Source organism: Streptomyces sp. NPDC059582 (assembly GCF_042735715.1).
In the GTDB taxonomy this organism is placed as follows: Bacteria; Actinomycetota; Actinomycetes; order Streptomycetales; family Streptomycetaceae; genus Streptomyces.
Genome location: NZ_JBHWCC010000065.1, coordinates 26,322 through 48,263, shown reverse-complemented (window position 1 = coordinate 48,263; position 21,942 = coordinate 26,322). Strand labels below are relative to the sequence as shown.

General features: G+C 72.4%; 17 protein-coding genes. 2 read left to right on the top strand and 15 right to left on the bottom strand.

Annotation, left to right across the window (positions count from 1 at the left end; all coding sequences use genetic code 11):
- Window positions 1–71: 71 nt before the first annotated feature.
- The 4 genes from ACFV0T_RS36755 to lipB form a co-directional block, all read right to left on the bottom strand.
- The gene (locus ACFV0T_RS36755) at window positions 72–773 is read right to left on the bottom strand and encodes a DUF4191 domain-containing protein (protein ID WP_385789033.1); all 702 of its coding nucleotides are present in this window, start codon (window positions 771–773) and stop codon (window positions 72–74) included.
- Window positions 774–841: 68 nt separating this feature from the next.
- Window positions 842–1,042, bottom strand: coding sequence for a hypothetical protein (locus ACFV0T_RS36750; RefSeq protein ID WP_385789032.1), 201 nt, complete (start codon window positions 1,040–1,042; stop codon window positions 842–844).
- A gap of 341 nt (window positions 1,043–1,383) precedes the next feature.
- Complete coding sequence (gene lipA, locus ACFV0T_RS36745; protein WP_385789030.1) at window positions 1,384–2,349, bottom strand: lipoyl synthase; 966 nt, start codon at window positions 2,347–2,349, stop codon at window positions 1,384–1,386.
- A 122-nt stretch (window positions 2,350–2,471) separates the two neighbouring features.
- The gene (gene lipB, locus ACFV0T_RS36740; protein ID WP_385789029.1) at window positions 2,472–3,314 is read right to left on the bottom strand and encodes a lipoyl(octanoyl) transferase LipB; all 843 of its coding nucleotides are present in this window, start codon (window positions 3,312–3,314) and stop codon (window positions 2,472–2,474) included.
- A gap of 199 nt (window positions 3,315–3,513) precedes the next feature.
- Between lipB and ACFV0T_RS36735 the strand changes: the two genes are divergently transcribed.
- Window positions 3,514–4,989, top strand: a complete 1,476-nt coding sequence (locus ACFV0T_RS36735) for a regulator (RefSeq protein WP_385789027.1) — start codon at window positions 3,514–3,516, stop codon at window positions 4,987–4,989.
- A 20-nt stretch (window positions 4,990–5,009) separates the two neighbouring features.
- Here the strand turns inward: ACFV0T_RS36735 and ACFV0T_RS36730 are convergent, their stop codons facing one another.
- The 3 genes from ACFV0T_RS36730 to ACFV0T_RS36720 all read right to left on the bottom strand — a co-directional run bounded on the left by ACFV0T_RS36730 (window position 5,010) and on the right by ACFV0T_RS36720 (window position 8,725).
- On the bottom strand, window positions 5,010–6,407 hold the full coding sequence (locus tag ACFV0T_RS36730) for an NAD(P)/FAD-dependent oxidoreductase (protein WP_385789026.1): 1,398 nt from the start codon (window positions 6,405–6,407) through the stop codon (window positions 5,010–5,012).
- Window positions 6,408–6,568: 161 nt separating this feature from the next.
- Window positions 6,569–7,462, bottom strand: coding sequence for a TIGR01777 family oxidoreductase (locus ACFV0T_RS36725; protein ID WP_385789024.1), 894 nt, complete (start codon window positions 7,460–7,462; stop codon window positions 6,569–6,571).
- 78 nt (window positions 7,463–7,540) lie between these two features.
- Window positions 7,541–8,725, bottom strand: coding sequence for a MarP family serine protease (locus ACFV0T_RS36720; protein WP_385789022.1), 1,185 nt, complete (start codon window positions 8,723–8,725; stop codon window positions 7,541–7,543).
- A gap of 281 nt (window positions 8,726–9,006) precedes the next feature.
- Here ACFV0T_RS36720 and ACFV0T_RS36715 point away from each other — a divergent pair, with 281 nt between their 5' ends.
- The gene (locus ACFV0T_RS36715; RefSeq protein ID WP_385789039.1) at window positions 9,007–9,777 is read left to right on the top strand and encodes a peptidoglycan recognition protein; all 771 of its coding nucleotides are present in this window, start codon (window positions 9,007–9,009) and stop codon (window positions 9,775–9,777) included.
- A gap of 364 nt (window positions 9,778–10,141) precedes the next feature.
- Here the strand turns inward: ACFV0T_RS36715 and ACFV0T_RS36710 are convergent, their stop codons facing one another.
- The 8 genes from ACFV0T_RS36710 to ACFV0T_RS36675 form a co-directional block, all read right to left on the bottom strand.
- Window positions 10,142–10,660 carry a DUF4240 domain-containing protein gene (locus ACFV0T_RS36710; protein WP_385789037.1) on the bottom strand — a complete coding sequence of 173 codons (519 nt, stop codon included), beginning with the start codon at window positions 10,658–10,660 and terminating at the stop codon, window positions 10,142–10,144.
- A gap of 56 nt (window positions 10,661–10,716) precedes the next feature.
- A complete protein-coding gene (locus ACFV0T_RS36705) occupies window positions 10,717–11,742 on the bottom strand; it encodes a helix-turn-helix transcriptional regulator (RefSeq protein WP_385789020.1) in 1,026 nt (341 codons plus the stop codon).
- A 78-nt stretch (window positions 11,743–11,820) separates the two neighbouring features.
- On the bottom strand, window positions 11,821–14,523 hold the full coding sequence (gene aceE, locus ACFV0T_RS36700) for a pyruvate dehydrogenase (acetyl-transferring), homodimeric type (protein ID WP_385789018.1): 2,703 nt from the start codon (window positions 14,521–14,523) through the stop codon (window positions 11,821–11,823).
- 297 nt (window positions 14,524–14,820) lie between these two features.
- Entirely contained in the window at window positions 14,821–15,444 is a 624-nt protein-coding gene (locus ACFV0T_RS36695) for a GntR family transcriptional regulator (protein WP_385789016.1), read from the bottom strand.
- A gap of 265 nt (window positions 15,445–15,709) precedes the next feature.
- Window positions 15,710–17,506: a 2-oxoglutarate dehydrogenase, E2 component, dihydrolipoamide succinyltransferase gene (gene sucB, locus ACFV0T_RS36690; protein ID WP_385789014.1), complete on the bottom strand. Its 1,797-nt coding sequence runs from the start codon at window positions 17,504–17,506 to the stop codon at window positions 15,710–15,712.
- 59 nt (window positions 17,507–17,565) lie between these two features.
- Window positions 17,566–18,954 (bottom strand): dihydrolipoyl dehydrogenase, encoded by a 1,389-nt coding sequence (gene lpdA / locus ACFV0T_RS36685; RefSeq protein ID WP_385789012.1) that lies wholly within the window; start codon window positions 18,952–18,954, stop codon window positions 17,566–17,568.
- 333 nt (window positions 18,955–19,287) lie between these two features.
- The gene (locus ACFV0T_RS36680) at window positions 19,288–20,814 is read right to left on the bottom strand and encodes a leucyl aminopeptidase (protein ID WP_385789010.1); all 1,527 of its coding nucleotides are present in this window, start codon (window positions 20,812–20,814) and stop codon (window positions 19,288–19,290) included.
- A 285-nt stretch (window positions 20,815–21,099) separates the two neighbouring features.
- Complete coding sequence (locus tag ACFV0T_RS36675; RefSeq protein ID WP_385789009.1) at window positions 21,100–21,888, bottom strand: adenosylcobinamide-GDP ribazoletransferase; 789 nt, start codon at window positions 21,886–21,888, stop codon at window positions 21,100–21,102.
- Window positions 21,889–21,942: the final 54 nt, after the last annotated feature.

Here is a 21,942-nt window from a genome sequence, read left to right as displayed (position 1 = left end):
GCGCCCGGAGTGATCCGGGCGCCCCTTTCGCGTATGAGGTCGTCGTACGGGAATCCGTACGCCGTGGTGGTTCAGCGGCCGTTCTGTCCGCCCTTGGGCAGGCGCATGCCCTTCGGCATCGGCCCCTTCGGCAGCGGCATGTTGCTCATCAGGTCGCCCAGCGCGCGCAGCCGGTCGGTGGTCGCGGTGACCTGCGGGCCGGTCAGCACGCGCGGCAGCTTCAGCATGGTCGTGCGCAGCTTCTTCAGCTCGACCTGCCCCTCGCCCGTGCCGACGATCACGTCGTGCACCGGCACGTCCGCCACCACGCGGTTCATCTTCTTCTTCTCCGCGGCCAGCAGGGACTTCACCCGGTTCGGGTTGCCCTCGGCCACCAGGACGATGCCCGCCTTGCCGACGGCGCGGTGCACCACGTCCTGGCTGCGGTTCATCGCCACCGCGGGGGTCGTCGTCCAGCCCCGGCCGATGTTGTCCAGCACGGCCGCTGCGGCGCCCGGCTGACCCTCCATCTGTCCGAAGGCCGCCCGCTCGGCCCGGCGCCCGAACACGATCGCCGTCGCGAGGAAGGCGAGCAGAAGGCCCAGGATGCCGAGATAGATGGGGTGACCGATCAGAAAACCGATCGCGAGGAAGACACCGAAGGTGATGATGCCGACAGCCGCGAGTACAAGACCGATCTTCTTATCGGCCTTGCGGGTCATCTTGTACGTCAGAGCGATCTGCTTCAGTCGCCCGGTGTTCGCGGCGTCCGCCGCGTTGTCCTTCCTCGCCATGCCACGAAGTCTACGTGGCCCCCGGAGCGCCGACGACGGCAGTGCCCGGAGAGCGGGGAGGGGTGCGGTCAGCGACGGGCGGACAGGGTCTCGTCGAGGACGCGCTGGGTCTCGACGCGGTCCTTGGCGCGCCGGCGGTCCTCCAGTACGGAGGTCCAGGCGTTGCGGCGCGCGGTGCGCTGGCCGCTGCTCATGAGCAGCGACTCGACGGCACGCAGTGCGTCGGTGAAGGACGGAATCGCGGTGGCGCGAACGGGCGCGGCCTGCATGGTGGGAGGTCCCCCCTCGGTACGGCTCCGGGAACGGGTGCGGTCTACGTGGTGTGACATCAGCGTCACTGATTGGTGTTACCAGGGCGTGACCGACCGGTCAAACGCCAATGAAACCTTGATGCGGGTCCCCGAAAGACTGACGCGGTCCTGACGACGCCCTCATCTGCGAGGACGGTCGGGACCGCGTCGAATCAGCCGTTACTGGCCAGTAGTATCTTGTGCGCGAATTCACACGCTTGTCTCGCGCCCATCCGGGGTACGGCGGGTGACGGTCCGTCGAGCGGACCGTCGGCCCGATCGTCGGGTGGAACCGCCGGGGCGGACCGTCGGGCGGTTCGTCAGACGGCCTGCGTGGCGATGTAGGCGCCCCGCTTCTCGACGGCCATCTGGTAGAGCCGCCCGGCCCGGTACGACGACCGGACCAGCGGGCCCGACATCACACCGGAGAAGCCGATCTGCTCGGCCTCGTCCTTCAGCTCGACGAACTCGTGCGGCTTCACCCAGCGTTCCACCGGGTGATGGCGCACGGAGGGGCGCAGGTACTGCGTGATGGTGATCAGCTCGCAGCCGGCGTCGTGCAGCTGCCGGAGCGCCTCGCTGACCTCCTCGCGGGTCTCGCCCATGCCGAGGATCAGGTTGGACTTGGTGACCAGGCCGTAGTCGCGCGCGGCGGTGATCACCTGCAGGGAGCGCTCGTAGCGGAAGCCGGGGCGGATCCGCTTGAAGATCCGGGGGACCGTCTCGACGTTGTGCGCGAAGACCTCGGGCCGGGCGGAGAAGACCTCCGCCAGCAGCTCGGGGACGGCGTTGAAGTCGGGGGCGAGCAGCTCGACCTTGGTGCGGCCGGCCTCGCGCTCGGCGGTCTGCGCGTGGATCTGGCGAACCGTCTCGGCGTACAGCCAGGCGCCGCCGTCCTCCAGGTCGTCGCGGGCGACGCCGGTGATGGTGGCGTAGTTCAGGTCCATGGTGACCACGGACTCGCCCACGCGGCGCGGCTCGTCACGGTCGAGCGCCTCGGGCTTGCCGGTGTCGATCTGGCAGAAGTCGCAGCGCCGGGTGCACTGGTCGCCGCCGATGAGGAAGGTCGCCTCGCGGTCCTCCCAGCACTCGTAGATGTTCGGGCAGCCGGCTTCCTGGCAGACCGTGTGCAGGCCCTCGCTCTTCACGAGGTTCTGCATCTTCGTGTACTCGGGACCCATTTTCGCCCGGGTCTTGATCCACTCGGGCTTGCGCTCGATGGGGGTCTGGGCGTTCCGGACCTCCAGGCGCAGCATCTTGCGTCCGTCGGGTGCGACTGCGGACACATCGGCTCCCTGCTGATTGCTGTGAGTAGTCTTCGATTCTTCGGCGTACACCAGCGTACGCCCGTGTTTGCCGGGCTCTGCCGTGAGGCCAACCCGAGAACCGCCGGTTGCATTCCCCGGGGTCAGGCGGTCGCCCTCTCGATCTCGCGCGGCTTGAGGTCCGCGTTCCCCAGGACGTCCCTCAGGTGCCGTTCGGCGACCGGCAGCACGTCGGCGATGGTGAGGGCGCGGCCCAGTTCGTGGGCGAGGGACGTCACCCCGGCGTCGCGGATGCCGCACGGGATGATCTTGTCGAAGCTGGAGGTGTCCGGGTTCACGTTCAGGGCGAAGCCGTGCATGGTGACGCCCTTGGCGACGCGGATGCCCATGGCGCAGATCTTGCGGTCCTCGCGGCGCTGACCGGCGTTGGAGGGCGCGTACTCGGGGCCGTTGAGACGCGGGTCGAACTCCTCGTCGGTCAGCCGCGGGTCGAAGTCCAGCGAGAGGCCGCCGATCGACGGGCGCTGTTCCACCGGGTCACCCAGCACCCACACGCCGGCCCGGCCCTCGACCCGGCTGGTCTCGACGCCCAACTCGGCGCAGACGCGGATCATCGCGTCCTCCAGGCGGCGCAGATGGGCGACGACGTCGACCGGACGCGGGAGCTTCTGGATGGGGTAGCCCACCAACTGCCCCGGTCCGTGCCAGGTGATCTTGCCGCCGCGGTCCACGTCGACGACCGGGGTGCCGTCGAGCGGGCGTTCGTTGTCCGCCGTGCGCCGGCCCGCCGTGTAGACCGGCGGGTGCTCCAGGAGCAGCACGGTGTCGGGGACCTCGTCGGCGAACCGCGCCGCGTGCACCCGGCGCTGCTCGTCCCACGCCTGCTGGTACTCGACGGCATCCGCACCGAACCCCATGCGGACGAACCGCAACTCACTCACGGCAAGCGCCTCCCTAGAAGCTCGTAAGGCACGAAACGTGCCCACGCCACTGTACGTCCGGCGGAATCCCGTCAGCCTTGCGGTCAATCCTCACACGATCGGATGAATGAACGTCGAGATGTGCGATCGACTGCTTACGCTCCGCTACATTCGCGCCGTTCACGAGGCCATTTGGGCTGCTCACAGGCAATCCGGGCACCGCAGGGCCTCCGCGAGGCCCGAAAGGCAGGAGACCGCACCGCAGATGACGGACCGACCCGCGCAGCGCACTCCCAACCGCCAGCTCGCCGCGCTCATCGCAGAAGCGGGGTTCTCCAACGCAGGTCTCGCCCGTCGCGTGGACCAGCTCGGTCTCGAGCACGGGCTCGACCTGAGATACGACAAGACATCCGTGACGCGCTGGCTGCGCGGACAGCAGCCCCGGGGCGCCACCCCCGCGTTGATCGCCGAGGTCTTCACCCGCCGGCTCGGACGCCGGCTCTCGGCCCAGGACCTCGGCCTGGACGCCTGCGCCCCGGTGTACGCCGGGCTGGAGTTCGCCGGCACCCCCGAGGAGGCCATCGACATCGTCAGCGGGCTGTGGCGCAAGGACTCCGGCAGCCACGCCGAACTGCGCAAGATCGCGTTCACCCCGGCGGGACTCGTCGTGCCCAGCCGGGACTGGCTGATCGGCCGGGCCGACGAACGGGTCGCCCGCGGCGAACCGGCCGCCCGGGTGCCCGCCCAGGGTCCGGCCCCGGTGCCGGCCCAGCTGTCGGTCCAGGCCCGCTCCGCCGTACCCCGCCAGCGCGGCCAGGCCGAACGCGGCATCGGGCAGCGCGTCACCGGCGGCGACATCGCGGCGCTGCGCTCGGTCGGCGAACTGTTCCGCACCCTCGACGACGCCTACGGCGGCGGCCACGCCCGCCAGGCCCTCGTGCGCTACCTGGAGCACGAGTGCGAGCCGATGCTGCGCGGCACCTACGGCGAGCAGACCGGGCGCCGGCTCTTCGCCGCGGCCGCCGACCTGACCCGGCTGGCCGGCTGGACCTCGTACGACATCGCCGCGCACGGGCTCGCCCAGCGCTACTTCGTGCAGGCGCTGCGGCTGGCACAGGCGGCCGGCGACCGGGCGTACGGCTCGTACGTCCTGGTCACCATGAGCCGCCAGGCCGTGTACCTGGGGCACGGGCGCGAGGCCGTGCAGCTCGCGCGCGTGGCCCAGCAGGGCGTCGGCACCAGCGCCCCGCCGGTCGTGCAGGCGCTGCTGCACTCGGTCGAGGCCCGCGCGCACGGGACGCTGGGCGAGGTGCGGGCCAGCACCGCCTCCCTCGTGCGGGCCGAGCGCGCCCTGGAGGCGGCCAGGACCGGGGACGACGTGCCGTACTGGGCGAGGTTCTTCGACGAGGCACAGCTCGCCGACGAGTTCGGGCACTGCCACCGGGACCTGCAACAGTTCCGGGCCGCCGCCCAGCACGCCGAGCGCTCGCTGCAACTGCGCGCCCCCGCCTTCGCCCGCAGCCGGGTGTTCTGCCGGATCGTGCTCGCCTCCGCCCGGCTCGGTCTCGGCGAACTCGACCAGGCCTGCCTGCTCGGCGCCGAGGCGGCCGGGCAGGCGGCGGAGATGCGGTCGGTGCGGGCGATCGAGTACGTGCGGGACTTCGAACGGAGGCTGGAGCCGTACAAGGACGCGGCGCCGGTGCGCGGATACCGGGACAAGGTGGCCGCCGCCCTGGGGTGAGGGGGCGGGCGGCGGCCGGCTCAGGCCGCGGACCGCAGCGGCTCGGCCGCGTGCGGCGATCCCGCAGCCCCCAGGTCCGCCAGGATCGCCGCGCAGGCCCGCCGGCCCGAGTGCAGCGCTCCCTGCACGGTGCTGGTGTCGCGGTGGTCACCGCACACGTACAGACCCGCCAGCAGCCGCACCGGCCGCCGCAGGTCGTGCGGTGGCCGCATCGCGGGCACGGCCTCGGCGGTGTGGTGCACGGCGAGGGTCTCCCAGCGCGCGGTCGAGGTGCCGTACAGCCGGGCCAGGTGTGTCCGTACGGCGGTGTCGAGGTCGGCCGGGGGCGTGCCGAGGACCGTGGACGACACCAGGGCCCGGCCCTCGGGCGCGCGGCTGGGGTCGACCTCGCTGACCACGGCGGTGTGCGCGACGGGACCGCCGCGGTCGGCGTCCAGCAGCAGGGACGCGCCGGTCCGCGGCGGCTCGTCCGTGGCGTGGTGGACGACCGTCACGGGGTGGAAGTCCGGCACCCGCAGCCCGGGCAGCAGTTCGGCGGCGGTGCGCGCGTCGGTGGCCAGCAGGACGGCGCGGCAGCGGAACTCGCCGTGCTCCGCGGTGGTCACCACGTTCGTGGCGACCGAGGTGACCCGGACGCCGGTGCGCACGGTGCCCGGCGGCAGCGTCCGCGCGAGCAGTTCGGGCAGCACCTCGGCGCCGCCCTCCGGCAGGCACAGCCGGCCGGACGCGAAGGAGTGCAGGGCGAGGTCGGCGCACCGGCTGGAGGTGGTGAGGTCCGGGTCGCACAGCAGGGCGGCGAGCAGCGGGCGCAGGAAGCCGTCGATGGTCCGGGCGGGCACACCCCGGGCGGCGAGGGCGTCGGCCGCCGGTGCCTCGGGGCGGGCCAGCAGCCGTTCGACCGGGGTGTGCGCGATCCGGGTGAGCGCGGCGCCCAGCCGGGCCTGGTCGACGGCGGAGCCCAGCGGTGCGCCGGTGCGGGCCCGGGGCACGGACGACGGCCTCGGGACGCCGCTGCGCGGCCGGGGCAGTGGGCGGGGCAGGGCGGCGGGCCGGGGGGCGCTTGCGAGGGCGCGTACGGCGTGGAGTGCGCCCCTTGCGCTCCCTCCGCCCGCCGGGGCGCCCGCCCGGCGCCGCTGCCCGTCGCTGTGCAGCAGGACGCCCGGGGCGAAGGGGCGCAGCACGAGCGCGTCCAGCCCCGGGGTCCGGCCCAGTTCGGGATACGACGTGGACAGCAGCTGTCCGATCCGGTCCAGCCGGAACCCGTCGACTTTCTCGGTCGCCATACGGCCGCCCACGCAGGGGGCGGCCTCCAGGACCACGGTCGTGATTCCTGCGCTGGTCAGCCGATGCGCCGCGGTGAGACCGGCGACCCCGGCTCCCACGACGACCACATCTGCCTGGTACGTGGGCTCAAGCACGTGCCCCTCCTCGAGGTTGCGCGGCCGGTGGAGACGTCATGCCCCCAACGGGCGTCCGGGATGCCCGAGTTCGGATCGAGGTTAGGGCTGTGATCGGTCAGGGGCAGTCGCGCATGGGCAGGGCACGGTCGCACGGCGGTCGCATACGGGCGCCGACGGGGTCACGCCGCCCGGACGGCGTCCTCGATCCCCGGAAACGCAAACGCGAACCCCGACTCCAACAGCCGCTTCGGCACCACCCGTTGACTGCCCAGCACGTCGTCGGCCAGCTCCCCGAGGGCCGTGCGCAGCACCGGCTCGGGCACCGTGAAGAGCGTCGGCCGGTGCAGCACGCGCCCCATCGCCGCCGTGATCTCACGGTTCGTCAGCGGCTGCGGGGCGGTCAGATTGAACGGCCCCGACAGATCGTCGCGGTCGAGGAGATGCCGGATCGCGGCGACCTCGTCGTGCAGCGAGATGTACGACCAGTACTGCCGCCCGTCGCCCAGCCGCCCCCCGAGCCCCGCCTTGAACAGCGGGAACAGCCGGCCCCAGGCCCCGCCGCCGCGCGCCACCACCAGCCCGGTCCGCGGGAACACCGTGCGCACGCCCGCCTCCCGCGCGGGCGCCGCGGCCGCCTCCCACTCCACGCAGAGCTCGGGCAGGAAGCCGCGCCCGGCCGGCGTGTCCTCGTCGGCGACCCGGTCCCCGGTGTCCCCGTAGAAGCCGATCGCACTGCCGTTGACGAACACCCGCGGCGGCCGGTCCAGCGCGGCCACCGCCTCCGCGAGCGCCGTCGTGCCGAGCACCCGGCTGTCGTGGATCCGTTTCTTGTACGCCTGCGTCCAGCGCCGGTCGCCCACCCCGGCCCCCGCCAGATTGACCACGGCGTCACAGCCGTCGAGCCCGGCCGTGTTCACGTACCGCTCCGACGGGTCCCAGCAGACCTCGTCCCCGCCCCGGGCCGCCCGGCGCACCAGCCGCACCACCTCGTGCCCGTCGGCGGTCAGGGACCGCACCAGAGCGCTGCCGATGAGACCGGACGCACCGGCCACCGCGATTCGCGTACGTTCCATGGTCACCATCCTGACCCGTGTACCCCCGCGAAGCCCATCAGAGCGACGCGAGGGGATCAGGAAGCGATCGGGACCCGATCAGGAACTGATCAGGTCGCCCGTGTCCACCCGTGCCTTCGCCTTCGCCGCGCGCGCCGCGTCGGAGGCGACCTCGGCCGCCGTCAGGGCGTAGCCGGTCTGGTCGTCCGAGGTGGAGCGGGCGAAGACGACGCCGAACACGCGGCCGTCGGTGGTCAGCAGCGGGCCGCCCGAGTTGCCCGGAAGGACGGTCGAGCGGATCGAGTAGATCTCACGGGTGACGGTGGAGTCGTTGTAGATGTTCCGGCCGGTCGCCTTCAAGCGGTTCGCGACCGTCGCCGCCTGGAGGTCCAGGGCGCCGTCCTGCGGATAGCCCGCGACCACCGCCTGGTCGCCGCGCGCCGCACGGTCGTCGAACCGCAGCACGGGGGCGTGCAGACCGGGGACGTACAGCACGGCCACGTCCTTGTTCGGGTCGAACAGCACGACCCGGGCCTCGTACGACCGCCCGACGCCGCCGACGCGCACGTTCGGCCGGTCGATGCCCGCCACCACGTGCGCGTTGGTCATCACGTGCTCGGTGGCGTACACGAAGCCGCTGCCCTCGCGGCCCTGGGCGCCGGAGGCACCCTCGATCTTCACCGTGCTCAGCTTGGCGGCGTTGGTCGCGCTCGCCGTGACGCTGTCCCCGGACGGCTCGGCGACCTCGGCGGTCGACTCGTTCTCGAACGGGTTGAAGACCTGGGGGAAGCCCGCCTGGGTGAGCGCGGACGTGGCGTTCGAGAACCAGGCCGGAGTGGTCTCCGGCATGGCTCTCTGCACGGTCCCCAGCAGCGCCGAGTCACGGATCGCCGTCGTCACCAGCGGGGACGAGGACGCGCCCAGGACGCTCGCCGCCACCCACGCCACGATCAGCACGGAGACCGTGTTGGCCGCGGCGCCGCCGACCCCGTCCGCCACCCGCAGCGGCCCCCGGTCCAGCTCGCGCCGCAGTTTCAGGGCCAGCCGCCCGGCAAGCTCGTGGCCCACGGCGGCCGGGGCGAGCACCGTCAGCACCGCCGTGACCGTCGCCGCCGTCGTCCCCGGCGTGACCAGGTCCATCACCCACGGCAGGATCCACACGCCGACCACCGCACCGCCCACGAACCCGGCGAGCGAGACGCAGCCGGCCACCAGGCCGCGCCGGTAGCCGGATCCGGCGTAGGCCAGGATCACCAGCAACAGCAGGATGTCGAGCAGGTCCACGGAGCCGCCTTTCTCTCGGACCCTCAGGGGGCGTCTCCTAGTACGCGCGGGACGGTCTCGGTGATCAGTCACGCGCCCGTGGCCGATCGGAACCGTCACGCGTGCGTGTACCCCGAAAAACGTCGCGGACCGGGACGATGGTTCCACCGGGTGGCACAGCACACATCGCGGACGTCGCGGTTCGCGCCGACAGTGGGTCCATGTCTGTCTTCCGACCGGGCCTCCGAAGAACACGGAGCGACCGACCGCGGCGTGTTCCGCGGGTACCGAGCACCGTGCTGGTGCTGCTGGCCTGTCTGCCCGGACTCACCGCCCTCGGCGCGCTGGTGCTGTGCGCGGACGGCGTCGACAACGCCGTGTCGGCCTCCCTGGCCGCCCGTCCGGCGCGTCCCTCCGTCGCCCGCGACCTGTCCGCCCCGCACACCGCGGACAAACCCCGCATCGTGCCGCGCTCGGTCTGGGTGGACGCCGGGAACCCGCACGCACAGCCGCCCCCGCGCTACGACGACAAGATCCTCGCCGTCTTCGTCCACCACACCGACTCGCCCAACGGCTACGCGTGCGCCGACGCCCCCGAGATCATCCGCCACCTCTACGAGGGCCAGACCGGCGCCCGCCAGTGGGACGACATCGGCTACAACTTCCTCGTCGACCGCTGCGGCACCATCTACGAGGGCCGCGCGGGCGGTGTCGACCGCGCCGTCACCGGCGCCCACACCCAGGGTTTCAACCACCGCACCACCGGCATCGCCGCCCTCGGCACCTTCACCTCCGGGGTCACCGTCCCGAAGGCGATGACCGACGCGATCGCGGCACTGGCCGCCTGGAAACTGGGCCCCGCCGACATCGACCCGCGCGCCACCGTCCACCTGGTCTCCAGCAACAGCCTCAGCCGCTATCCCGTCGGCAGCACCGCCACCCTCGCCGCCCTGGCCGCCCACAAGGACGGCTTCATGACCAACTGCCCCGGCGCGGCCCTGGACGCCAAGCTGCCGGAGATCCGGAAGGCGGCGGCCCGGCTCCAGGGCCGTACGGTCACAGCGACGCCATAGGCGGCACGCGGACTCCCCGGATCCCGGCGCCCTGCGCTCGCGACATCACCAGTCGGCTGGCGGGGAGCTCATGACCGGCAGTCGTACGACCCGTACGAACAGCCGCCGCACGGAGCGCGCGGGGGCCGTACGAGCGCGGAGGCGGCGGAGCGGGCCTCGGGCCGATGGCGGGCCGCGCGCGGCCCTGGGGGGTGGTCTGTGCGGTCGCGGCCGTCGTCCTGGGGCCGACCACGGTGACCGGGTCCGCTCTCGACCAGGCCGACAGGGCGCCGCTCCACCACGCGGTGCGGGCCGGACTGAAGCAGGCGTACATCCCGTCGGACCCGGGCCGTCGCCGTGCGCCGGCGTGACGCGCGCGTGAGCGTCAGCCCCTGAACCGGTCCCAGAGCTTGGGGTAGCGCTCCGCGAGCGTCGTCTCGCTCTCGAAGTCGACCGGCGTGCCCTCGGGCTCCGCGGAGGCGGGCGGGATGCCGAGGTCCGGGGCGACGACGCCGGTGAGCTGCTCGTAGGCCTCGTCGGCCGCGTAGCCCAGCTCCTCGCCGTCGCCGTCGATCTCCTCGTCGAAGTCGTCCAGCAGGTCGGCCAGCGAGTCCGGGCCGTGCAGCGCGCCCTCGAAGATCTCCCGGCCCTGGCCGATCAGCCAGCAGCGGAAGAAGTCGAACGCGTCGTCACTGGCCCCGTCCAGGAGCACCCACGCGGCGCCCCACAGATCCCAGGTGTAGGCGCGGTTGTAGCGCGACTCGAAGTGACGGGCGAAGTCCAGCACCGAGTCCGGATCCAGCTGGAGCAGCCGGTCCGTCAGCACCTCGGCCTGCTCCTCGGGGTCGCCGTCGGCGGCCTCACGGGCGGCGTCCACGAGTTCCCAGAACTCCGTCTCGTCCATCACGGGTCCAGCATCGTGCCTGGCGGAGGGGGACGCACGTGGAGTGTGGCGGATCGTTATGGGCCGTACAGCCCGGCGAGCCGCGCCGCGTCCCGCGCGAACCGCTCCCGCAGCCCCGCGGGCGCCAGCACCTCCACCTCCGGCCCGAGCCCGGTGAGCTGGGAGTGGGCGACCTCCTCGGACTCCACCGGCAGGGTCGCCGTCACCCGTCCCTCCTCGTCCGGGGCGCCCGCGGCCGCCAGCGCCTCCCGGGCGGCGGGCGGACCGACGGCGTACGGCAGCCTGCGCACCCCCTCCCCGGACAGCCGGACCACGACCTCGGACCGCAGGATGGAGCGCGCGAACTGCTCGGCCCGCTCCGCCCAGAAGGCCGGCAGATCGAACGCCTCGTCACGCTCGAAGCGCTCGCCGTCGGCGGCCACCGCGGTGAACCGCTCGATCCGGTACACCCTGAAGCCGCCGTCGCCAGCCACTCGCGCGCACAGGTACCAGACACCCGCCTTGAGCACGAGCCCGTACGGCTCCAGCAGCCGCTCGACCTCCCGGGCGCCCGAGCGCTCACCCTCGCGCACGGCCTCCCGCGCGGCGTCCTCCTGCCCGCCGCGCCGGTATCGCGCGGTGATCCGCCGGTCGTCCCACACCGCGTCCGCCACGGCCGGCAGCAGCTCGGGCGTGGCGGGTTCCTCGAACCAGTTGGGCGCGTCCAGATGGAACCGCTGCGCGGCCGTGCGGGACGCGTCGCGCAGGGAGGGCAGCAGCGCCGCCGACACCTTCAGCCGGGCCGCCGAGGCCGCGTCGTCCAGGCCCATCTCCCGTAGCGCCCCGGGCACACCGCTCAGGAACAGCGCCTCCGCCTCACCGCGGGCCAGCCCGGTCAGCCGCGTCCGATACCCGCCGACCAGTCGGTACCCTCCGGCCCGGCCCCGTTCGGCGTACACCGGCACACCCGCCTCCGACAGCGCCTGCGCGTCCCGGGTGACGGTCCGCTCCGAGACGTCCAGTTCCCGGGCGAGTTCGGCGGCGGTCATGGTGGGCCGGGACTGGAGCAGCAGCACCATCTTGATGAGCCGGGCAGCGCGCATACGGCCATGATGCCGGGCTCCACTGACAGTGGAGGGGTACGGCGGTCGGTCGCCGTACCCCTCCACCACTGACCAGTGTTACAGGCCGTACCTGTCCCGCGCTTCCTTCACCGCGGTCGCCTTGACCTCGCCGCGCCGGGCGAGCTGGGCCAGGGCCGCGACGACGACCGACTGGGGGTCGACGCCGAAGTGACGGCGGGCCGCCGCACGGGTGTCCGACAGACCGAAGCCGTCGGCGCCCAGGGACGAGTAGTCCTGCTCGACCCACTGCGCGATCTGGTCCGGGACCTGGCGCATGTAGTCGGAGACCGCCAGCACCGGACCCTCGGCGCCGTGCAGCGCCTGACGCAGGTACGGGATGCGCTCCTCGCCGCGCAGCAGGGCCGCGTCGGCCTCCAGCGCGTCACGTCGCAGCTCGGTCCAGGAGGTCGCGGACCACACGTCGGCCGCGACACCCCACTCCTCGGCGAGCAGCCGCTGTGCCTCCAGGGTCCAGTGGATCGCCGTGCCGGAGCCCAGCAGCTGGATCCGCGGGGCGTTGGCCGCCGGGGACAGGCCCGCCGACTCCGCCGTGTTGAAGCGGTACAGGCCCTTGACGATGCCCTCGTCGACGCCCGGGCCGGACGGCTTGGCCGGCTGCGGCATCGGCTCGTTGTAGACGGTGAGGTAGTAGAAGACGTTCGGGTCCTCGCCCGGAGCCGCCTCGCCGTACATCCGGCGCAGACCGTCCTTGACGATCGCCGCGATCTCGTACGCGAAGGCCGGGTCGTACGTCAGGGCCGCCGGGTTGGTCGCGGCGATGACGGGGGAGTGACCGTCCGCGTGCTGGAGGCCCTCACCGGTCAGCGTCGTCCGGCCGGCCGTGGCGCCGACCAGGAAGCCGCGGCCGAGCTGGTCGCCGAGCTGCCACATCTGGTCGGCCGTGCGCTGCCAGCCGAACATCGAGTAGAAGATGTAGAACGGGATCATCGCTTCGCCGTGCGTGGCGTACGCGGTGGACGCGGCGATGAAGTCGGCCATCGAACCGGCCTCGGTGATCCCCTCGTTGAGGATCTGGCCGTTCTTGGCCTCCTTGTAGTACATCAGCTGGTCGCGGTCGACCGGCTCGTACGTCTGGCCCTTGGGCGAGTAGATGCCCAGCGACGGGAACAGGCTCTCCATGCCGAAGGTGCGCGCCTCGTCCGGGACGATCGGCACCCAGCGCTTCCCGGTCTCCTTGTCGCGCACCAGGTCCTTGATCAGGCGGACGAAGGCCATGGTGGTGGCGATGTTCTGGGAGCCGGAGCCCTTGTCGAAGGAGGCGAACGCCTTCTCGGCGGGGGCCGGCAGCGGAGCGAGCGCGTGCGTACGGCGGGCCGGGGCCGGGCCGCCCAGGGCCGCGCGGCTCTCCTGGAGGTAACGGACCTCGGGGGAGTCGGCGCCCGGGTGGGCGTAGGGGACCACGCCGTCGACGAACCGGCTGTCGGGGATCGGCAGCTCCAGCAGGTCGCGCATCGTCTTGAACTCGTCCACCGTCAGCTTCTTCATCTGGTGGTTGGCGTTCTTCGACGCGAAGCCCTCGCCGAGGGTGTGCCCCTTGACGGTCTGGGCCAGGATGACGGTCGGCGCGCCCTTGAACTCCACCGCCGCCTTGTAGGCCGCGTAGACCTTGCGGGCCTCGTGGCCGCCGCGGGAGAGGTGGAAGCAGTCGAGGATCTTGTCGTCGCTCAGCAGCTTCGCCATCTCGGCGAGCGCCGGGTCCTTGCCGAAGAAGTCCTCGCGGATGTAGGCGGCGCCGCGGGTCTGGTACGTCTGCACCTGCGCGTCCGGTACCTCGCGCAGCCGACGGACCAGCGCGCCGGTGGTGTCCAGCTGGAACAGCTCGTCCCAGGCGGTGCCCCACAGCGTCTTGATGACGTTCCAGCCGGCACCGCGGAACTGGGCCTCCAGCTCCTGCACGATCTTGAAGTTCGCGCGGACCGGGCCGTCGAGGCGCTGGAGGTTGCAGTTGATGACGAAGGTCAGGTTGTCCAGACCCTCGCGGGAGGCGAGTGCGAGTGCCGCCGTCGACTCCGGCTCGTCCATCTCGCCGTCGCCGAGGAAGGCCCAGACGTGGGACGCGGAGACGTCCTTGATGTCGCGGTTGGTCAGGTAGCGGTTGAAGCGCGCCTGGTAGATCGCGGAGAGCGGGCCGAGGCCCATCGACACCGTCGGGAACTCCCACAGCCAGGGCAGCCGCCGCGGGTGCGGGTAGGAGGGCAGGCCGTTGCCGCCGGCCTCCTGACGGAAGTTGTCGAGGTGGTGCTCGTTGAGCCGGCCGTCGAGGAAGGCGCGGGCGTAGATGCCCGGGGAGGCGTGGCCCTGGATGTAGAGCTGGTCGCCCGAGCCGTCGCCCTCCTTGCCCTTGAAGAAGTGGTTGAAGCCGGTCTCGTACAGCCAGGCCGCGGAGGCGAAGGTGGCGATGTGGCCACCGACGCCGTGCTTCGCGCCGCGGGTCACCATGGCGGCCGCGTTCCAGCGGTTCCAGGCGGTGATCCTGGCTTCCATCGCGGCGTCACCGGGCACGGTCGGCTCGGCGGCGGTCGGGATGGTGTTGACGTAGTCCGTCTCGAGGAGCTTGGGCAGCGCGATGCCGTTGCCCTCCGCGCGCTCCAGCGTCCGGCGCATCAGGTACGCCGCACGGTGCGGTCCGGCCGCTGCGGTCACCGCGTCCAGCGAGGCCTGCCATTCGGCGGTCTCCTCCGGGTCACGGTCCGGGAGCTGGTCGAGCGCGCTCGGCTGGATGGCGTTGGGGTCGGTCATGTCGCCGCCTCCCTCAGTCGAAGGGGGGTTCCCTGTGAGGTGTTGGTTCGGGGGTGCCCTTGGTCTTTGGCAGGACAGGGCGTGGGGCTCTGGTGCGGTGCCGGTGTGTGGCTCCGCCGCGCGGCCCGTCGGAGACTGTAACCCCCTGATCGATGATCGATCAAAGGGTTGAGGCCCAAAACCTCTTGATCACGAGAAAGTCGGCACCGGGTGCCTGCGTTCCAGGCACCCGGTGCCGACTTTTCGAGGGATTTCTCACTGTGTTTTCGCAGGTGAGCGGGTGCGTGCTCGGCTGCGTCAGGGGCGCGGCGCGCACCCCAGGACATGGGCCTTCACGAGCTCCGCGATCCGCGGGTCCCGGCGCCGGAACGCCTGCACCAACTCCTCGTGCTCCTCGGCGTACGACTGCTGCACCGTCCCCAGCCACCGGATCGACAGCGCCGTGAAGACCTCGATGCCGAGCCCCTCCCAGGTGTGCAGCAGCACCGAGTTGTCGGCCGCCCGCACCAGCTCCCGGTGGAAGCCCACCGTGTGCCGCACCTGGCCGGTCCCGTCGGCCTTGCGGTCGGCCTCGTACAGCGCCGCGACATGCGGCTCCAGGGCCGAGCAGTCCTCCGCCAGCCGCTCCGCCGCCAGCTCCGCCGCGATGGCCTCCAGACCGGCCCTGACCGGGTAGCTCTCCTCCAGGTCGGCCGCGGTCAGGTTCCGCACCCGTACGCCCTTGTTCGGCGCCGACTCGATCAGCCGCAGGGACTCCAGCTCGCGCAGCGCCTCGCGCACCGGCGTCTGGCTGACCTCCAGCTCGGTCGCGATCCGCCGCTCCACGATCCGCTCGCCCGGCTGCCAGCGCCCGCTGACGATCCCCTCCACGATGTGCTCGCGGATCTGTTCGCGCAGCGAGTGGACGACGGGCGCGGTCATGAGGGCTCCTTAGGGAGAGGCTCAGAATCCATGCGGTGGGCCGAAGGGCCTCGTTGAGGGGCGGCGGTCGGGCGGCGAGCGGGACGGCGTTCGACGTTTAGACAATAAGGCCGCGGGAGCCTTCCGGTGGGGCGCACGGGGGCGCTTCGGTGCAGGTGAGACGAGGCTTACACGCTGCTGACAAGGCGTGACCCGTGCGGACGTCACACGACGGTGCCCCGGCCGGAAGACTCCGGCCGGGGCACCGTACGACTGCTCCTGAGGGCTACAGACCGAGCTCGACCTCGAACTCGCCGGCCTCCAGGATCGCCTTGACCGCGGTCAGGTAACGCGCGGCGTCGGCACCGTCGACCAGACGGTGGTCGTAGGACAGGGTCAGGTACGTCATGTCGCGGACGCCGATGACCGTGCCCTCCTCCGTCTCGATGACGGCCGGACGCTTGACCGTGGCACCGATGCCGAGGATCGCGACCTGGTTCGGCGGCACGATGATCGTGTCGAACAGCGCGCCGCGCGAGCCGGTGTTGCTGATGGTGAAGGTCGCGCCGGACAGCTCGTCCGGGGTGATCTTGTTGGCCCGGACCTTGCCCGCGAGCTCGGCGGTGGCCTTGGCGATACCGGCGATGTTGAGGTCGCCCGCGTGCTTGATGACCGGGGTCATCAGGCCCTTCTCGGAGTCCACCGCGATACCGACGCTCTCGGTGTCGAAGTAGGTGATCGTGCCCTCTTCGACGTTGATCCGGGCGTTGATGGCCGGGTGGGCCTTCAGCGCCTGGGCCGCCGCCTTCACGAAGAACGGCATCGGGGAGAGCTTGACGCCCTCGCGCGCGGCGAAGGAGTCCTTGGCCTGGGCGCGCAGCCGCATCAGCCGCGTGACGTCGACCTCGACGACCGACGACAGCTGGGCCTGCTCGTGCAGCGCCTTGACCATGTTGTCGCCGATGACCTTGCGGATGCGGGGCATCTTGACGGTCTGGCCGCGCAGCGGGGAGACCTCGAGCTTCGGCGTCTTCCTGCCGGCCGGGGCAGCGGCGGCGGCCGGAGCCGGAGCGGCTGCGGCGGCCTTCGCGGCCTCGGCGGCGGCGAGGACGTCCTGCTTGCGGATGCGACCGCCGACGCCGGTGCCCTTGACGGCGGACAGCTCGACACCGTGCTCGGCGGCGAGCTTGCGCACCAGCGGGGTCACGTAGGCGCCGTCGTCACCGGCGGGCGCGGCCGGAGCCGGAGCCGAAGGAGCCGGGGCGACCGGGGCCGGAGCCGCCGGGGCGACCGGGGCCGGAGCCGGGGCGGCGGCGACCGGGGCGGGAGCCGGAGCCGGGGCGGGAGCCGGAGCTGCCGGAGCCGCGGGGGCGGCCGGGGCGGGCGCCGGGGCAGCGGCGGCGGGCGCCGGAGCCGGGGCGGCCGGGGCCGGGGCAGCCGCCGGAGCGGCACCCGGGGCGCCGATGACGGCGAGCTTGGCGCCGACCTCGGCGGTCTCGTCCTCGGCGACCACGATCTCCAGCAGCACGCCGGAGACGGGCGCCGGGATCTCGGTGTCGACCTTGTCCGTGGAGACCTCGAGCAGGGGCTCGTCCTCCGAGACCTCCTCGCCGACCTCCTTCAGCCAGCGGGTGACGGTGCCCTCGGTGACGGACTCACCGAGCGCGGGCAGGACCACGTCCGTGCCCGACGCGCCACCGGCCGGAGCCGCCGCGGCGGCGGGGGCCTGCGGAGCCGGGGCGGCGGGGGCGGCCTCGGCCACGGGGGCCGGAGCGGCGGCCGGAGCCGGAGCGGCGGCCGGGGCCGGCTCGGCGGCCGGGGCCGGAGCGGCAGCGGGCGCGCCCTTGCCGTCGTCGATGACGGCGAGCTCGGCGCCGACCTCGACGGTCTCGTCCTCGGCGACCTTGATGGAGGCCAGCACACCGGCGACGGGCGAGGGGATCTCGGTGTCGACCTTGTCGGTCGAGACCTCGAGCAACGGCTCGTCGGCCTCGACGCGCTCACCCTCGGCTTTCAGCCAGCGGGTGACGGTGCCCTCGGTGACGCTCTCGCCGAGCGCCGGAAGGGTTACGGAAACCGCCATGGTTTCGGTTGCTCCTTACGAATTGCGGAAGTCTGTGTCGTCGCGTGGGTGACCGAGGGTCAGTCGTGCGAGTGGAGCGGCTTGCCGGCCAGGGCCAGGTGGGCCTCGCCGAGTGCCTCGTTCTGCGTCGGGTGGGCGTGGATGAGCTGGGCCACCTCGGCCGGCAGCGCCTCCCAGTTGTAGATCAGCTGGGCCTCGCCCACCTGCTCGCCCATGCGGTCGCCCACCATGTGGACGCCCACCACGGCACCGTCCTTGACCTGGACGAGCTTGATCTCGCCCGAGGTGTTGAGGATCTTGCTCTTGCCGTTGCCCGCCAGGTTGTACTTCAGAGCGACGACCTTGTCCGCGCCGTAGATCTCCTTGGCCTTGGCCTCGGTGATGCCCACGGAGGCGACCTCGGGGTGGCAGTACGTCACCCGCGGCACGCCGTCGTAGTCGATCGGAACGGTCTTCAGGCCGGCCAGACGCTCCGCCACCAGCATGCCCTCGGCGAAGCCGACGTGCGCGAGCTGGAGCGTCGGGACCAGGTCACCGACGGCGGAGATGGTCGGGACGTTGGTGCGCATGTACTCGTCGACCAGGACGTAGCCGCGGTCCATCGCGACGCCCTGCTCCTCGTAGCCGAGGCCGGCCGAGACCGGGCCGCGGCCGACGGCGACGAGGAGGACCTCCGCCTCGAACTCCTTGCCGTCCGCGAGGGTGACCTTGACACCGTTCTGGGTGTACTCGGCCTTCGAGAAGAAGGTGCCCAGGTTGAACTTGATGCCGCGCTTGCGGAACGCGCGCTCGAGAAGCTTGGAGGAGTTCTCGTCCTCGACCGGGACGAGGTGCTTCAGGCCCTCGATCACCGTGACGTCGGAGCCGAAGGACTTCCACGCGGAGGCGAACTCGACGCCGATGACTCCGCCGCCCAGGATGATCGCGGACTGCGGCACGCGGTCCAGGACGAGGGCGTGGTCGGAGGAGATGATGCGGTTGCCGTCGATCTCCAGGCCCGGCAGCGACTTCGGCACGGAACCGGTCGCCAGGAGCACGTGACGGCCCTGGATCCGCTGACCGTTGACGTCGACGGAGGTCGGCGAGGACAGTCGGCCCGTACCCTCGATGTACGTCACCTTGCGGGACGCGATCAGCCCCTGCAGACCCTTGTACAGGCCGGAGATGACGCCGTCCTTGTACTTGTGGACGGCGGGGACGTCGATGCCCTCGAACGTGGCCTTGACACCGAACTGCTCGCTCTCGCGGGCCTGGTCGGCGATCTCGCCCGCGTGCAGCAGGGCCTTGGTGGGGATGCAACCCCGGTGCAGGCAGGTACCGCCGACCTTGTCCTTCTCGATCAGGGCGACGTCCAGACCCAGCTGCGCTCCGCGCAGGGCCGCGGCGTAACCACCGCTGCCACCGCCGAGGATCACTAGGTCGAAAACGGTGCTGGCGTCGTTCGCCACGTCACGTCCTCCATGCATGTGCGCCACGCCGGTCTCCAGTGACCGGTCGGCGGCTGGTGTCCGGCCGCTCTTTGTCATCGGCCCTTCGGTGGGGGCCCTGTCCTGCCGTGCCCCATCTTCGCACCTGTCGGCGGCGGACGAGACGCGGGGCCGGGGTGTGAGACGTCCCACGTTCAGTCCCGACGTGGGGAGACCGCCTGCGCCGAAGGGGCGCGGGACCATGCGGATCCGCGGCCGCGCCGCGTGGGCGCGTCCGGCGAACACCCGGCCCGCCGCCGTCGTACGACGCAACGAGCCGGGTGATGAGGAGCACAGCCCCGCCCCGCGGGGGACTCAGCCGAGTTCGCCCGCGGCCGTGACCTCCGCGAGCCGCACCAGCGTGCGCACCGCCGTGCCCGTGCCGCCCTTCGGCGTGTAACCGAACGCGCCGCCCTCGTTGAAGGCCGGTCCCGCGATGTCGAGGTGCGCCCACGTGATGCCCTCGCCGACGAACTCACGCAGGAAGAGACCGGCGACCAGGCCGCCGCCCATCCGCTCGCCCATGTTCGCGATGTCCGCGGTGGCGGAGTCCATGCCCTTGCGCAGGTGCTCCGGCAGCGGCATCGGCCAGGCCGGCTCGCCGACCTCCTCGGCGGCCTCGTGCACCGCGGAGCGGAACGAGTCGTCGTTCGCCATGATGCCGAAGGTGCGGCTGCCCAGCGCCAGCATCATCGCGCCGGTCAGGGTCGCCACGTCCACGACGGCGTCGGGCTTCTCCTGGGAGGCGGCCCACAGCGCGTCCGCGAGCACCAGGCGGCCCTCGGCGTCGGTGTTGAGGACCTCGACGGTCTTGCCGCTGAACATGCGCAGCACGTCACCCGGACGGGTGGCGGAGCCCGACGGCATGTTCTCCGCCAGCGCCAGCCAGCCGGTGACGTTGACCTCCAGGCCCAGGCGGGCCGCCGTGACGACCGCGGCGAACACGGCGGCGGCACCGCTCATGTCGCACTTCATCGTCTCGTTGTGACCGGCCGGCTTCAGGGAGATGCCGCCCGAGTCGTAGGTGATGCCCTTGCCGACGAACGCGAGGTGCTTGTCCGCCTTCGAGGAGGTGTACGACAGCTTGACCAGACGGGGGCCGGAGGACGAGCCCTTGCCGACGCCGAGGATGCCGCCGTAGCCGCCCTTCTCCAGGGCCTTCTCGTCGAGCACCTGCACCTTGAGGCCGTGCTCCTTGGCCGCGGCCTGCGCGATGGCGGCGAACGCCGCCGGGTCCAGGTCGTTCGGCGGCATGTTGATCAGGTCGCGGGCGCGGTTGAGCTCCTCGGCGACGGCCGTGGCCCGCTCGACGGCGGCCTTGTGCTCCTTGTCGCGGGGCTTGCCGCCGAGCAGCGAGGCCTCGCCGAGCGGGGTCTTGCCGGCCCGCGCCTTGGCGTCCTTGCCGTTGTCCTTGTAGGTGTCGAAGGAGTACGCGCCGAGCAGCACGCCCTCGCCGATCGCGCCGAGGTCGGCGGCGTCGTCGAGCGGCAGCGCGAAGGCGGCCTTCTTGGCGCCGACCAGGGTGCGGGCGGCCGCGCCTGCGGCCTTGCGCAGCGCCTCGGCGTCGTAGGAGGAGTCCTTCTCGGGTACCGGGCCCAGCCCCACCGCCACCACGAGGGGCGCCTTGAAGCCCGTCGGTGCCGGCAGCTTGGTCACCTCGCCCTCGGCACCGGAGGCACCGAGGGTCTCGAGGACGCCGGCGAGCCTGCCGTCGTAGGCCTGGTCCACGGCCTCGGCGCCCGGCGCGACGACCGGACCCTTCGGACCCTTGCCGACACCGATCACGATGGCGTCGGCCCGCAGACCGGGCGCCGCGGCGGTGCTGAGAGTGAGAGCAGTCACGGTGGTGAAATCTCGCTTCCGATGTGAAGTTTCAGTGGCCGAACTGTGTGGGTCGACCGAGCCCGGCTGTCGACCCTAGATCCGGTCGACGGGAGCGGTCTCCACCGGGGCCCTCACCGGTGCGGCGGACCGGTGCGGACACCTGGGAGGAGACTACGCGCGTACGGGCGTCCGCTCAGTCCCGCGGGCGTTCACTCGCGGGTGGCGTCGTCGTCACCTGCCGATCCTCGCACTCCATGACCTGGGCCACACGCATCGGGTGCGCAACCGCTTGCACCCGCCGCGTCAACGGCCGAGGGACAGCACCACGAGCGCGGCCGTCGCGGCCGTCTCCGCGAGGGCGCCGAACACATCACCGGTGATCCCGCCGAAGCGGCGCGTGCAGCGGCGCAGCAGGAGTTCGGCGACGGCGACGGCGGCGAGCACGGCGAGGGCCGTGCGCACGATGTCGTACGTCCCGAGGAGCGCGCCCCCGGCCGCGGCGCCGAGGACCACGACGGCCGCCGCGCCCGCCGCCGCCCGCACCGGGACCACCCCGGCGACGGCGGCCCCCAGCCCCTCCGGCCGGGCGGCCGGCACCCCGCCGCGGGCGGCCAGGGTCAGGGCCAGCCGTGCGGCGGTCGCCGAGACCACCGCGGCGAGCGCGCCGCGGGCCCAGGAGGCGCCGTACAGCTGGGAGAGCGCCGCCATCTGGGTGAGCAGCACGAGCACGAGCGTGATCACCCCGAACGGTCCGATGTCCGACTGCTTCATGATCCGCAGGGCGTCCTCGGCGGGCTTGCCGCTGCCCAGCCCGTCGGCGGTGTCGGCCAGCCCGTCGAGGTGCAGCCCGCGGGTGAGGGCGGCGGGCACGGCGGCGGTGGCGACGGCGGCGAGCAGCGGGCCGGCCCCGAGGAACAGCAGCAGCGCGCCGAGTGCGGCGGCGCAGCCGCCGACCACCAGGCCGGCCAGCGGCGCGCACAGCATCCCGCCGCGCGCGGCCTCGCGGTCCCACCGGGTCACCCGTACCGGGAGGACGGTCAGGGTGCCGAAGGCGAAACGGAGGCCGTCCGGCAGGGCGGGGGTCTTGGACACCGGCGCAGATTACCCGGCGGCCCGGGAAGCCCTCACGGGCCTCATGGATAAAGT

What these genes read in the sequence shown, in the direction of transcription:
- ACFV0T_RS36755 (WP_385789033.1), bottom strand. Translation starts at nt 773, where the DNA reads ATGGCGAGGAAGGACAACGCGGCGGACGCCGCGAACACCGGGCGACTG.
- ACFV0T_RS36750 (WP_385789032.1), bottom strand. Translation starts at nt 1,042, where the DNA reads ATGCAGGCCGCGCCCGTTCGCGCCACCGCGATTCCGTCCTTCACCGAC.
- ACFV0T_RS36735 (WP_385789027.1), top strand. Translation starts at nt 3,514, where the DNA reads ATGACGGACCGACCCGCGCAGCGCACTCCCAACCGCCAGCTCGCCGCG.
- ACFV0T_RS36725 (WP_385789024.1), bottom strand. Translation starts at nt 7,462, where the DNA reads ATGGAACGTACGCGAATCGCGGTGGCCGGTGCGTCCGGTCTCATCGGC.
- ACFV0T_RS36710 (WP_385789037.1), bottom strand. Translation starts at nt 10,660, where the DNA reads ATGGACGAGACGGAGTTCTGGGAACTCGTGGACGCCGCCCGTGAGGCC.
- ACFV0T_RS36705 (WP_385789020.1), bottom strand. Translation starts at nt 11,742, where the DNA reads ATGCGCGCTGCCCGGCTCATCAAGATGGTGCTGCTGCTCCAGTCCCGG.
- aceE (WP_385789018.1), bottom strand. Translation starts at nt 14,523, where the DNA reads ATGACCGACCCCAACGCCATCCAGCCGAGCGCGCTCGACCAGCTCCCG.
- ACFV0T_RS36695 (WP_385789016.1), bottom strand. Translation starts at nt 15,444, where the DNA reads ATGACCGCGCCCGTCGTCCACTCGCTGCGCGAACAGATCCGCGAGCAC.
- sucB (WP_385789014.1), bottom strand. Translation starts at nt 17,506, where the DNA reads ATGGCGGTTTCCGTAACCCTTCCGGCGCTCGGCGAGAGCGTCACCGAG.